Here is a 12,781-nt window from a genome sequence, read left to right on the forward strand (position 1 = left end):
GCCTCGCGGCGGCGGCCCGTGCTTCATCCATCGATGATCCCGATCCTCACTCCCGAGGCGCTGCAGGCGCGCGTACTCTATCGCGATGCCGATATCCTGATCATCGATAAGCCGGCCGGGCTCGCGGTCCATGCCGGGCCCAAGACCACGATCGATCTGGAGGCGCTGCTGCCGGCGCTGCGGTTCGACGGGCGCGAGGTGCCGCGGCTGGCCCACCGGCTCGACACGGATACGTCCGGCTGCCTGGTGCTGGCGCGGCATGGCAAGGCGTTGACCCGCCTCGGGCGGGCGTTCTCCGGCCATGGCGTCGACAAGACTTATTGGGCCGTGGTCGAGGGCGGCCCCGCGGCCGATCTGGGCCGCATCGACCTGCCGCTGAAGAAGCGCAACGACAAATCCGGCTGGCGCATCGTCGCCGATGCCAAGGGCCAACCGGCGGTCACGGATTTCCGCGTGCTGGGTCGGGGCGACGGGTATGTCTGGCTGGCCTTGAAGCCGGCGACCGGGCGGACCCACCAGCTGCGCGTCCACATGGCCGAGGCTGGATGGCCCATCGTCGGCGACCCGTTCTACGGCAGCGGCCGGACCGCTGCCCGGCCGCTGCATCTGATGGCGCGGCACATCGGGCTCCCGCCGCTCGGCCAGAACCGGCCGGCGGCTTCGGCCGAGGCGCCGCCACCGGACCATATGCGGGCGCTGCTCGCCGCCTGTGGCTGCGCGCTCAGCGGTTCAGAAACAGCGCGTTGATTTCCGGATGGGTCATGGCACCCTCGGCGAGCGGCCCCGATGCGCCCTCGGTCAGGAAAGCCTTGGCCAGCACCGCCGCACGCCCCCACAGCGCCTGGGGAATGCCGGAACCGGCGCTGAGGCGTCGGACGCCGAGCGTCGCCAGTTCGGCGGCCGGAGGCAGACCGCGCCAGGCCAGCACGTTGAGCGGCAAGGGCGTGGCATCAGCCATGGCACGGATCGCCTCGGGCTGGGTCAGCGCCGGCACGAAGATGCCGTCGGCCCCGGCCTCGCGATAGAGCGTAGCGCGCCGGATCGTCTCGGCCAGCCGCTCTTCCTCGGGCACCAGGCCGGCCAGATAGACGTCGATCCGCGCATTGACGAACAGATCGACGCCCCTGGCGGCCGCGACGCGCTTGATCGCCTCGATCTTGGACGCCAGCAAGTCGGCCGGCGAGCGGCCGTCCTCGATGTTGATGCCGACCGCGCCGGCATCGAGGATGGCGGCGATCGTCTCGCCGGCACCGGCCGGGTCGGCGGCATAGCCGCCCTCGACATCGACCGACAGGGGAATGCGGATGACGCGCGTGATGGCGGCGACCACCGCCGCCAGGTCGCGCACCGGAATGGTGTCGCCGTCCGGATAGCCCTGGGCCCAGGCGACACCGGCGCTGGTCGTGGCGATCGCAGGCGCGCCCACGCTTTCGATCAGGCGGGCGCTGCCGGCGTCCCAGGCATTGGCGAGCCGTAGCGGCGTCGTATTCTGGTGCAGGCCGTGGAAGGTGGCGGCGAGATCGGTCATCGGAAGCTCCGTTTCAAATAGGCGGGGTCGGCGGCCCACAGATGTTGGGCGGCATAGGCCCGCCAGGGGCGCCAGGGTTCGGCGCGGATGTGAAGGGCGGCAGGGCTCGGGCGCACGCCATCCTGGCCGGTGGCGCCACGCTGCAGGCCGATGTCACCGGCCGGAAAGGCATCGGTTTCGCGCACGGCCCGCAGCGCGATGTAGTTCGCGGTCCATTCGCCGATGCCGCGGATGGCGCGCAGGCGCGAGAGCGTTTCCTCGATCGTCGCCTGCGGCTGGAACAGGTGCGGATCGGCCAGCGCCGCTTCGGCGAGCGCCAGCAATGCCGCTCTCCGGGAGCCGGGCATGCCAAGGGCGGCCAGGTCGGCCGCGACCACCTCGCCGGGCGTGGGGAAGGCGAGGGCGAGCGCCGGATGGATCCGATGCTCGGCCGGAACGCCGAGGCCGCAGACATCGACCAGCTGGCTGGCGAGGCGGCGGGCCGCCTCGACCGTGACCTGCTGGCCCAGCACGGCCCGGATCGCCAGCTCGAACCCGCCCCAGCCGCCCGGTGCGCGCAGGCCCGGCCGCTCGGCGACCAGCGGCGCCAGCAGGGGGTCCTGGGCCAAATGGGCGCCGATCGTCGTGACGTCGGCGCCGAGGTCGAACACTCGCCGCACGGAGGCCACGATGGCCGGCAGGGCCCTGACCGACGGGAAGCGGATCGTGACGACCAGACTTTCCTGTGCCGGCAGATGGCCGACCTCGATCGTGCCGCGCTGGCCGTCGTGGACGACCGTGCGTCGATAGGTGTCGCCGGCGATCTGCTCGACGCCATCGATCGCGCGGGCCTGGAGGAAATCCAGCATGGCTGTCCAATCGTAGGGCGGCCGGTAGCGCAACTTCAGCATCACGCCGGTGGCTGCGACCGAACCCTCGGGCAGGCTCTGCACGCTCTTGCGCCGGATCGCGCTGGGCGGCCGGCGGAACAGGGTCTGGAAGATCTCGTTGAACCGCCGGACGCTACCGAAGCCCGAGGCGAGCGCGATCTCGGTCATCGGCATGCGCGTGTCATGGATCAGCTGCTTGGCGAACAGCACGCGCCGGGTCTGGGCGACCGCGATCGGCGAGGCGCCCAGGTGCTGCTTGAACAGGCGGCGCAATTGCCGGCCGCCGACGCCCAGCCGCTCGGCCAGGCGATCGACGTTGGCATCCTCGCCGTCCAGCGCGCCTTCGGCGATCAGCGCCAGGCCGCGCGAGACGGTGTTGGATGTGCCGCGCCACGAGCCCAGGTCCGGCGCGGTTTCCGGCCGGCAGCGCAGGCACGGCCGGAAGCCTGCCTCCTGGGCGGCGGCGGCCGAGGCATAGAAACGGCAATTCTCGAACTTGGCCCCGCGTGCCGGGCAGACCGGCCGGCAATAGATCCCGGTCGAGGTCACGCCGACAAAAAGGCGGCCGTCGAAGCGGGCATCTCGCGTCTGCAGCGCCCGGTAGCAGGCTTGAGGATCGAGCTGTTCCATGAACCGACAATGCCACCGTGCGGTCAGCGAATCTCGCGATTTTCGGACATGGTCGGCAGGGCGTCGGTTAGTGGTACCCTTCGCCCATCAGCACGAAGGCGCCCCAATAGATCGGATGGGCCGTGGCCGGGTCGGTCGCGATGTCGAGTTCGGACTGCCGAAGCGCCTCGCCGCGCGTCATGTCGGGCGTGGCGCTCAGCCGCCGGAACGTGCCGTTGGTGATCTTGACCGCCGTCAGCGACGGGATCGCCCAATGGGTCGCGATCACGCTGCGGGCGCCGGCCTGGAAGAACGACTGGGTCAGGCCGGTGAAGGCTTCGGCTCCCGGCGTCCCGTCGCCGCCGGCGGTGTTGCAGGCCGACAGGATGATCCAGTCCGCATTGAGCTTCAGATTGCCGATCTCATCGCTGGTCAGAATGCCGTAATCCTCGCGCGTCGGCTTGGCCGGGGGGGTGAGCAGCAGCCCGGGTGTCGCCGGTCCCGACCAGCCTTTGAGATCGTCGGCCAGCAGACCGTGGGTCGCGAAGGCCAGCACGCGATATTGCGACAGGTCGGTCGCCAGCAAGATCTGCTTGGTCGCGCGCGCACCCAGCAGCAGGTCGGCATCGGTCCCGCCCAGGATGGTCTCCAGCCCGCGCAACTCGCCCTCCGTCTCCGGCAGGGCAGGCGCCTGGGCCAGCGCCTCGGCCATGGTCGCGTAGATGCCCAGCGAATCGGGGTCGGCGACGCCGCGGGTGGCCGGCTGGGCGCGCAGCTTGCCGATCGCCGGATCGCCGATGCCGATGAACGGCTTGGGCGCGCTCGCGTGCTGGGCGGAATGGCGCAGGCCGTAGAAGGCAGCGGCCGAGGGCGTATAGGTGATGGCGAAGCGGCGCAGCAGCCAGGCGGCGTTGGCATAGTCCGCCTCGTGCCCGGCGGCCGGTGGTGTGTCGACCAGCACCGACAGCGGCAGGCTGGTCAACGGCCCGTCGGGCACGACGACGATGTTCTTTGCGTTTTTGACCAGCGGCAGCCAGGGGGCCACGATCTTCTGGTAAAGCTCGTAGGCGCATTGCAGGCAATAGCTCTGGGCGCCCTGCTCGGCGGAAACGGATTTGCGCAGCTTGCCGATCCGGTCGACCAGGTCCGCCTTCGTCGTGGGCAACGCCGCAAGATGGGCGCCCTGGGCATCGACGACGAGCGCGAAGGACAGGCGCAGACCGAAGCCGAACATCACCAGCGCCTCGTCGGGCTTCAACGCCTGCTGCACGTCGGGCAGGCGGGCATTGATCGCGCCGGCGCCGGCATCATTGTGCGGATCGAGCGACTTCAGCCGCGACGTCACCTTGTCGAGTTGCTGCAGGATCTGGTCGTAGCTCTGGGCCGTCGCATCGGCTGCCTGGGTGGTCGCATCGTCGGCGGCGGATGCGGCCACGACCGTGTTGCGCGCCATCCGCATGTTGATGTCGCGCAGCCGTCGTTCGAGCTGGGATTTCTCGTCGACCGCGCGGGCGATGTCGGGATTGGTGGTCACGGCCTGTCCGGCACGCCGGCTGATCGTCAATCCGGTGCGCGAAATGTCGATGTTCTGGAACGAGTCGAACAGGGCCGCGGGCGTGCCGGCCTGGGCGGCGCCCAGCTTCTGCCGTTCGGCGATGATCTGCAGGAAGATCTCGTGCACGGTGCCGCTGATCGCATCGACATTGCCGACCTGTTCCAGCAGGTAGCGCCGCTGGCTGACGATCAGGTCGGCCGCGCGCTGGGCCTGTTCGAGCGCCGGTCCCGGCTGGTTGTCGAGGTCGTAGGCCTCGGACAGACGCAGCAGCGGCTCGACCAGGTCTTCCTTGTGCGCGGCCTTGTCGCCGCCGCGCCGCGCCACGACTTCGGTCAGCAACGACAGGATCGCCGCGCGGTCCTCGTGGGTCGACGAGCCCGACGTCGACAACAGTTCGAGCAGCCCATGGGCCAGTTGCAGCATCGCCCCCGTGACGAGCGGCGAATCGGCTGGCAGCGAGGCGGAGCGGCGGTCGAACGCCACCTTGAAATATTCGATCGACTTCGCCGGATCGCGCTGTTCGAGCGCGGTCATGCCCAGGCCCATGTAGGCATTGGCGGCCATCAATTCGCCGGAGGGGCCGAGCGGCTTCAGGATGCCGAGCGCCCGGGCGAACAGGTCTTTGGCCCGGGGGAATTCGCGCAGCTGGAACTGGGTATAGCCGATGTTGATGAGCTCTTCGGCCTGCTCCGGCGCCGCGATGGCGGCGCGCCCGGCATCGCTCGCCAGCAGCCGCTCCTGGACGGACAGCGCCAGGTCGGGGCGGCCGATGCTGCTGTAGTAGGACGCGAGGTTGCGGATGAAGGCGCGTCCGGTCGGCGTGCCGGCCAGGCCATTGTGCTGGTAGAGGTCGAAGGCGGTCTTGTAGTCGCGCTCGGCCGCCTGGAAATCCCGCTTCTCGGCCCGGATGCGCGCGCGCAGGGCCACCAGCTCGAACAGGGACTGCGCCGCCTCGACGTTGCCCGGGTTGCCGTGCTTCGTCGCCGTGTCGATGAGCGGGGTCAGTTTGGCCAGCGCCGGATCGAACTGGCCGCCGACGAACAGGGCGCTCGCCCGCGCTTCGGCGCTGCGGTCGTGCAGGGTCGGCAGGTCTTCCGAAATGCTGCCGAGCTGGTCGTCGACCTTGTCCAACAGAGCCAGCGCCTCCTTGGGGGCGCCCCGCCGGGTCTTCAATTCCGCTTGGTTGATGCGCAACTCGATCAAGGCCGCGTCATGGGCGTCCTGACGGCTGACATAGCGTTTTTCGGCTTGGGCGAAATCGGCCTCGGCGCCGCCCAGGTCGCCTTGCTGGGCCTCGATCGTGCCCAGGGTTTCGAAATAGCAGGCTTGCCGTCCGACATCGAAGGCCTGTTCCGACGTCAGGACCCGGCGCAGCAGGGCGATCGCTTCCTGTCCCTGGCCGTTGGCGAGCGCCAGGGAGGCCTGGTATCCGACCAGCCGGGGACTGGCGGCGCCGGCGGTGGCGAGACGCGTCTCCGCATCATGAAGTGCCGCGACCGCTTCCGGACGATGGCCGCCGCTCTCCAGCAGGGTCGCAAGCGCGACCGCATCCTCGACGACCACGGCTGCGGCGGTCGCCTGGTGGTATCGCTCCCGTATCGCGGCTTCGCCCCCGGCCATGGACTCGGACACTGCCGGCCAGCAAGGATCGAATGCCCGCGCCACGCCCGGCATCAGGGCGAGCGCGAGCGTTGCGGACAAGACAAGGGCGCTAGGCCAGACGGTACGGCGCCCTTGGACTCTCATGAGACCAATCCGTTAGTTGGTGTTCGTGCTTGTGCTCGTGCCGGTCGCGGTGTTGCCGGGATTTCCGTTGTTGCCGCCGTCGCTGGCCGCGATGCCGACGCCGATCGCGATGGCGGCGGCTGCGACGCCGCCGATGACGAGCGGGCTCACGCCCAATCCTCCGGCCACGGCACCCGCGCTGCCGCCCGCAGCGGGCGCTGCCGATGCGGTCGTGACCGGGCCGATCTCGGCCGCGAACTGGCCGGCGATCACCTGGGATTGCGCGCTCATCGGCACGATGGCGGCCGCGGAGAGCAACGCGCCATTGAACAGGGTCACCGACGATCCGGCGCCCACGACCACGCTGTTGCCGCCGCTGGCGACCTGGAGCGATCCGGTCAGCGTCGATACGGTCACGCTGCCGTCGGCCTGTTCTTCGATGAGGGCCGTCGCCGGGCCACCCTGGCCCTGCAGCAGGAAGGCGCCGCCGCGTCGGGTCCGGACCGTCGTCGGCTGCAGCCCGACCGAGACCCGGAACACGCCGGGCGACAAGGTCACGAGATCGAGGCCCTGCAGCGGCTGCGCCAGACCCTGGCCCGCCACCGCGGGTGCTTCGCCGAACGTGATGTCGGCCTGACGCAGGGCGGCGATCGCGGTGCCGTTCGGGAAGTTGACGTTGACCGCGCCGGTCGCCGCCGTCTGGATCTGCTCGCCCTCGGTGACCGGTTCACCGACGGCGAGGGGATGGGGCGCGGCCTGCCCGCGCGAGATGCTGAGAACGTCGCGTACCAGCGAGGCCACCCCGGCACCCGCCTGGGCGCAAACGACGACCGGATAGGTCGTTGCCAGTAGCAGCGTTATAAACCGTCGTGCCTGACGCCCCATTTCCCAATCTCCCCCAAAGATGAGTTTTTTCAGCCCCGATGCCTTGAACGAGCGCGCCGGATGATACCGCGCTGCGGGTCAAAGCCAAGATGCTTGTCTCGGAATCCGGCCTGTTTTCGAGGATCTCGACAGCCGGTTGGAGAATAATCGATCTCAGGTTGCGCCCGCCCCCGGCAGAGGCAACTTCGACCATGGGTACCATTATATGCCCGAGATTTTAGACGTAAGTGAGATCTTTCTCATGTCGAAGCGCGTCAATCCTGCTGCAGCGGCGGCAAGGATGCGATCAGGGCCGCGGACGGCTCGATCACCTCGATCGGCAGGTTGATGCCGCGCAGGAAATGCTCGCCCAGCGAGACCATGCCGTCACCGATCGCGCCGGCGAAATCCGACGATGTCAGCAACGGCCGACCCAGGGTCTTGGTCAGTTCCTGGAGGCGCGCCGCCCGGTTGACCGCAGGCCCCACGATGTTGAAGGCCTGCCGGGTGCCGCCGCCGACGTTGACATGGATGATGTTGCCGAGATCGAGACCCAGCCCGAACGCGATCTCCCGCTCCTGGGTCGCCCGGCGCGCCTCGTTCCAGCGGCCGAGTTCAGTGCGCGCTTCGGTCGCAGCCATCAGGGCGCGCCGGCAGGCGTCGGTGTCGCCGCCCTCTTCGGTCACTGCGAAGAACATCAGGATGGCGTCGCCGATGAACTGCACGATCTCGCCGTTGTGCCGGTCGGCGGCCGCACCGGCCAGGCCGAAATAGACGTTCAGGATCTGCACCACCTCTTCGAGCGGCGCACCCTCGGTCAGCGACGTGAAGCCGCGCAGATCCGAATACCAGAGCGCCGCGCGCCGCTGGGTGCCTTCGCCCAGGGTGACCTGTCCCTGGGCCAGCAACTGTGCAGTCTCATGCCCGAGATAGGTCTCGAGCAGGTTGTCCATGCCGTTGCGCAGCGCCAGGGTCTCGATGATGGGCGCCGACTTCAGCGTGAAGCGTCGCATCACCTCCTGCTCTTCCGCCGTGAAGCCGCCGGGCTGCTTGGTCGCGAAGGAAATGGCGTGGATCTGCCGGTTCGAGAAAATGATCGGCCCGATCATGTAGTGGGTGAAGCTCTGGGACCGCAGGTCGGTCACGATAGCCCAGCGGTCTTCCTCACCCGGCCGGATCGGCGCGTCGATCCACTCGCCGGTGTGCCAGACCTTCTTGACCGGGCTGCGCAGGAAGGCTGCCGTCATCTCCGCCCCGCGCACCGGGCGATGCACTTCCAGCGGCTGGTCGCGGCGCCAGATCCGCCAGACCGACATGGTCCGGGGGTGGACCACCTTGATGTGGGTCGTCACCCGATCGAACGGCATGCCCCGCGCAGTCAGGAATCCGCAGGCACCGATCAGGAATTCGCCGACGTCCGGAACGAAGCGGCCGGTCGCCTCCAGCCATTCCCCGAAGGCGCGGCAAATCTCGTCGACGTTCATGATGGGGCGCCGAGGCGGAACCGCCGCTGGAGGGCGAACGGCTGTTCGGGCTCGCTCTGGACGAACAATGCGAGGACCAGGGGGATGGGCTGCGCCAGCGCCGGTGCCAGCAGTTCGGTCAGGCAGGCGGCGATCCGGGGGCGTTCGGGGTCGGGCAGGCGGCCGGTCAGTGTCATGTGGAACCGATACTCGTCGAAGACATAGGGATAGCCCCACCGGGAAAGATATTCTTCCTGGCGGGTCGAGAGCGGCACCTGGCGCCGGCGGGCGAATTCCGCCGGGGTGGGGGGGGCCCGGAACCGGTCGAACCGCTCGACCGCAAGATCGGCCAGGCGTTTCAGCGGTGGCGACGGCTCGCGTGGCATCAGGGCCAGAAAGCCGCCGATCGCCGCCACGTGAAGTGCTATCGGCGGGGGCGGCGGCAGTTCGGACGCGAACAGCGACAGGGCGGCGGCCAATCCATCCGGGGTTCGGCCGTTGGCCAGGCTGATCGGTGGCTTCAGCGTGCCGTGAAAACCATAGTGCCGCGGCTCGCGCGTGATCTGGCTCCAACGCTCCCGCCCCAACCACAACGGCAGATCGGGCGAGACCTCGATGCCGGTTTCCGGATCGCGGCCAAGCCAGGTGCAGGCCATCCGCCAGAGCGGCGAATCGGCGGGAGGCACGGCATAGATCGCGTAGCGCACGGTCATCCAGTCTCGCTTTCTTCGGCCCCGGACGTTCGATGCCGGGTTTGCCGGCCAGTGTAGTCGCTCGCCACGCCACCGCCTATCCGTATGATGCGCAAGGCCAATCGCGCCGGGCTGGCGGTCATGGTCAATGCAACGTTAATCTTGGCCATGTTCTGCTGGACGCAAGCGGCATCGGCAATCGGGATCGGACGAACAAATGGCGGAAACGGCCACCTCGGGCGGGATGATCGCGCTCGGCGATCCCGTGCCCTGGTTCAGTGCCAGGACCATCACCGGCGCGCATATCGACCTGCATGTCGAGGCCGGCCGATGGGTCGTGCTGTGCTTCCTGGGGTCGCTCGCGGAGCCGCGCTCGATGGGCGAGCTGGCGTCGATCCTGGGCGAGGCAGCCACCTTCGCCGAGGATCATTGCGTATTCTATGGCGTGCTGTCGGACATGCCGGCCGATGCGGCGGTCCTGGCAGGCATCTCGGGGCCGGCGATGGCCTATATCGTCGACGAGGGCGGTGAGCTGATCCGGGCCTACGGGGCCACCGGCTCGCCCCGCACCATCGTGCTCGATCCGTTGCTGCGCGCGGTCGCCAACATTGCGTTCGACCATCCGGACGGTCATGGCGCCATCGTCACCGGCTTCCTCAGGCAATTGCCCGAGGTCGGCGCTTCGGCCGGCGTGCCCCTGACCGCGCCGGTGCTGATCGTGCCGCGCGTGTTCGAGTTCGAGCTGTGCGACGCCTTGATCGATCTCTATCGACGCCAGGGCGGCGAGGATTCGGGTTTCCTGCTCGACCAGGACGGCAAGACGGCGACCGTGATCGACCACAGCCTGAAGCGCCGCCAGGACCTGGTGCTGGTCGACCCGGAGACCCGGGCCGTTCTGCGCGACCGGATCGTGCGGCGCCTGCTGCCCGCGATCGAGCGCTTCTTCCAGTTCAAGGCGACGCGCATGGATCGCTACATGGTCAGTTGCTACGATGCCGAGCTGGGCGGCCATTTCTTCCGGCATCGCGACAACCTGAATGCGGGTGCCCGCCATCGGCGCTTTGCGGTCTCGCTCAATCTCAATAGCGATTATGACGGCTGCGACCTGCGCTGTCCGGAATTCGGCCGGCAGACCTACCGGGCGCCGGCGGGCGGGGCCATCGTATTTTCCTGCGGCATGCTGCATGAGGTGACGCCGGTGACGCGCGGCCAGCGCTATGCCTTCGTGCCGTTCCTCTATGGCGAAGAGGATGCCGCGGTGCGCGAGGCGATGAATGCGCAATTGCAGACCGGCGAGACCCGCTACGTCGGCGGCCTCGATCGCCTGTATCCCGGCGAGGGGTGACGGCGATGGTCATGGAGCCCGCCGAACTCGCCCAATGGACGCCGATTCGCCTGACCTTGGAGCGGCCCGAGCCTGTCGTCGACTGGTGCGACCTACGCGGCATCGCGTTCCGCGAGCCGTTCTTCATGCAGACCGTCGCCCGCTGGGCCAGCCAGCAGGCCGACGGCGGCGAGGCGCTGCGCCCGGTCATCCGCACCACCTTGTCGACGCTGGAGGCGGTCGACGGCGTCGGCGAGTGCCTGGAGCCCTCGGGCTTCATCTTTCACATATCGCGCTGCGGATCGACCGTGCTGTCGCGCCTGTTCGGCGTCGTGCCGGATAGTTTCGTCGTATCCGAGGCAGATCCGATCAACACGTTCCTCGAGGCCAATCCCGACGAGCTGAACGAGGCGGCGCTGGTCGCCTGCCTGCGCCTGATGATCCGCGCGCTCGGGCGCCGGCGGTTCGACGACGAGCGGCACTATGTCGTTAAATTCTCCAGTTGGAACATCCGGCGCCTGGCCCTGCTGCGCGCGGCATTCCCCGCCGTGCCCTGGGTGTTCGTTTATCGCTCGCCGGTCGAGGTCATCAGCTCGGTACTGAAGGGCAGCCCGGGCTGGATGCAGCTGCAGCGCTTCCCCGCCGAGGCCGAGTATCTGCTGGGCATTCCGGCAGCCGAGTGCGCCGACATGCCGCCCGAGCTGTTCTGCGCGCGCGTGCTCGCCGGCTTCTGCCAGGCGGCGCTGGACGGCGACGACGGGACGCCGCTGTTCGTGAATTACACCGACCTGCCGGACGCGGCCTGGGGACCCGTCGCCCGGCATTTCGCCATTCCGCTGGCCGTCGAGCATGTCGCCCGCATGCGCGAGGAGGCCCGCTACTACGCCAAGGATGCCGAGCGGCGGCCGTTCGTCGCCGACGCCTCGCAGAAACGCGCCGCCTCACCGGAAATCCGCGCGCTCGCGGACCATTGGCTGGGCGGGATCTACACCGAGATGCAGGCCAGGCGCGCGGCCCGTCTCGGGGGAAGCTGATGGCGTTCGCGCTGGTCGAACAGACGATCGACGGGCTGCAGGCCGCCCTGGAAGCGGGCCTCGTCACGTCGGTCCAGCTGGTCGAGGGCTATATCGCCCGGATCGAGGCGTTCGATCGCGGCGGCGCCGGGCTGAACTCGGTGCGCGAAATCAACCCCGACGCGCTGGCGATCGCCCGCCGCCGCGACCGGCAGCGCTTGCGGCCCGGTACGCGCAAGGGCCCGCTGTTCGGCATTCCGATATTGCTCAAGGACAATATCGCGACGGCCGATGCCCAGGCGACGACCGCCGGCAGCCCGGCGCTGGCCCACGCGATCGCCATCCGCGACGCCCATGTCGCAGCCAAGCTGCGCCGTGCCGGCGCCATCCTGCTGGGCAAGGCCAACCTGACGGAATTCGCCAATTGGACCACGGTCGGCATGCCGTCGGGCTATAGCGCGCTCGGCGGGCAGGTGCTGAACCCCTATGCCCCGGCCGTCGATGCCGACGGCATCCCGTTCGTGCTGCCCGGCGGGTCGAGCTCCGGCTCGGCGGTGGCGGCCGCCGCTAATCTCGCCGCCGTCACCGTCGGCACAGAAACGGCGGGATCCTTGCTCAATCCTGCCTGCAACAACGCGCTCGTCACCGTGAAGCCGACGGTCGGCCTGGTCAGCCGCGCCGGCATCCTGCCGATCGCGGCCAGCCAGGATACCGCCGGACCGCTGGCGCGGACCGTGCGCGATGCGGCGATCCTGCTGGGGGCGCTCGCCGGCCAGGACCGGCGGGATCCGGCGACCCGGGCAAGCCGCGGCCGGATTCCGGCTGACTATACCGCCTTCCTCGATGCGGACGGCCTGCGCGGCGCCCGCATCGGCGTACCCAGCGATCCGTCCGATGCCGCGAACGACGTCTATTGGCGCGCACTCGCCCCGGATCAGCAGCAGATCATGGCCGACGTCCTGACCCGGCTGCGCGCGCTGGGCGCCGAGATCGTCCGGGCCAACATCCCGACCGCCGGACGGGTCGGCGGCTCCGGCGCGACCATCGAAGTGCCGGTCACCAACCCTTTCAGCCCGCTCAAGGGCCAGCGCTCGGCCATGCCGGCCGTGCTGATCTATGAATTCAAGCACGGGCTTGCC

Annotated in this window: 10 protein-coding genes; 4 read left to right on the forward strand and 6 right to left on the reverse strand. The window is 69.1% G+C overall.

Annotated elements, in window-relative coordinates; genetic code table 11:
* Window positions 1–18: 18 nt before the first annotated feature.
* Window positions 19–747, forward strand: a complete 729-nt coding sequence (locus VGV37_RS15930) for an RNA pseudouridine synthase (protein ID WP_326880677.1) — start codon at window positions 19–21, stop codon at window positions 745–747.
* Here the strand turns inward: VGV37_RS15930 and VGV37_RS15935 are convergent.
* The 6 genes from VGV37_RS15935 to VGV37_RS15960 all read right to left on the reverse strand — a co-directional run bounded on the left by VGV37_RS15935 (window position 722) and on the right by VGV37_RS15960 (window position 9,326).
* On the reverse strand, window positions 722–1,528 hold the full coding sequence (locus VGV37_RS15935; RefSeq protein WP_326880678.1) for an isocitrate lyase/phosphoenolpyruvate mutase family protein: 807 nt from the start codon (window positions 1,526–1,528) through the stop codon (window positions 722–724). The two genes, VGV37_RS15930 and VGV37_RS15935, sit on opposite strands and share 26 nt — an antisense overlap.
* Entirely contained in the window at window positions 1,525–3,027 is a 1,503-nt protein-coding gene (locus tag VGV37_RS15940) for an AlkA N-terminal domain-containing protein (RefSeq protein WP_326880679.1), read from the reverse strand. Before VGV37_RS15940 ends, VGV37_RS15935 begins: the two co-directional genes overlap by 4 nt.
* Before the next feature lie 67 nt (window positions 3,028–3,094).
* Complete coding sequence (locus VGV37_RS15945) at window positions 3,095–6,262, reverse strand: CHAT domain-containing protein (RefSeq protein WP_326880680.1); 3,168 nt, start codon at window positions 6,260–6,262, stop codon at window positions 3,095–3,097.
* 57 nt (window positions 6,263–6,319) lie between these two features.
* Entirely contained in the window at window positions 6,320–7,171 is an 852-nt protein-coding gene (locus VGV37_RS15950; RefSeq protein WP_326880681.1) for a hypothetical protein, read from the reverse strand.
* A gap of 254 nt (window positions 7,172–7,425) precedes the next feature.
* Entirely contained in the window at window positions 7,426–8,634 is a 1,209-nt protein-coding gene (locus tag VGV37_RS15955) for an adenylate/guanylate cyclase domain-containing protein (RefSeq protein ID WP_326880682.1), read from the reverse strand.
* Window positions 8,631–9,326, reverse strand: coding sequence for a DUF1045 domain-containing protein (locus VGV37_RS15960; protein WP_326880683.1), 696 nt, complete (start codon window positions 9,324–9,326; stop codon window positions 8,631–8,633). The genes VGV37_RS15955 and VGV37_RS15960 overlap by 4 nt, the downstream gene beginning before the upstream one ends.
* Window positions 9,327–9,522: 196 nt before the next feature.
* On the opposite strand from VGV37_RS15960, the gene VGV37_RS15965 reads away from it, so the two are divergent.
* From VGV37_RS15965 to VGV37_RS15975, 3 genes are all read left to right on the forward strand, one after another.
* Window positions 9,523–10,650 (forward strand): 2OG-Fe(II) oxygenase, encoded by a 1,128-nt coding sequence (locus VGV37_RS15965; protein ID WP_326880684.1) that lies wholly within the window; start codon window positions 9,523–9,525, stop codon window positions 10,648–10,650.
* A 5-nt stretch (window positions 10,651–10,655) separates the two neighbouring features.
* Window positions 10,656–11,663: a hypothetical protein gene (locus tag VGV37_RS15970; RefSeq protein ID WP_326880685.1), complete on the forward strand. Its 1,008-nt coding sequence runs from the start codon at window positions 10,656–10,658 to the stop codon at window positions 11,661–11,663.
* A partial coding sequence (locus tag VGV37_RS15975) for an amidase family protein (RefSeq protein WP_326880686.1) occupies window positions 11,663–12,781 on the forward strand: 1,119 nt, incomplete at its 3' end. The genes VGV37_RS15970 and VGV37_RS15975, both read left to right, overlap by 1 nt.

It is taken from the genome of Aliidongia sp. (assembly GCF_035943795.1).
Classification (GTDB): domain Bacteria; phylum Pseudomonadota; class Alphaproteobacteria; order ATCC43930; family CGMCC-115725; genus Aliidongia.

Coding starts and splice junctions, on each gene's coding strand:
- VGV37_RS15955 (WP_326880682.1), bottom strand. CDS start 8,634: ATGAACGTCGACGAGATTTGCCGCGCCTTCGGGGAATGGCTGGAGGCG.
- VGV37_RS15960 (WP_326880683.1), bottom strand. CDS start 9,326: ATGACCGTGCGCTACGCGATCTATGCCGTGCCTCCCGCCGATTCGCCG.
- VGV37_RS15940 (WP_326880679.1), bottom strand. CDS start 3,027: ATGGAACAGCTCGATCCTCAAGCCTGCTACCGGGCGCTGCAGACGCGA.
- VGV37_RS15970 (WP_326880685.1), top strand. CDS start 10,656: ATGGTCATGGAGCCCGCCGAACTCGCCCAATGGACGCCGATTCGCCTG.
- VGV37_RS15965 (WP_326880684.1), top strand. CDS start 9,523: ATGGCGGAAACGGCCACCTCGGGCGGGATGATCGCGCTCGGCGATCCC.
- VGV37_RS15935 (WP_326880678.1), bottom strand. CDS start 1,528: ATGACCGATCTCGCCGCCACCTTCCACGGCCTGCACCAGAATACGACG.
- VGV37_RS15950 (WP_326880681.1), bottom strand. CDS start 7,171: ATGGGGCGTCAGGCACGACGGTTTATAACGCTGCTACTGGCAACGACC.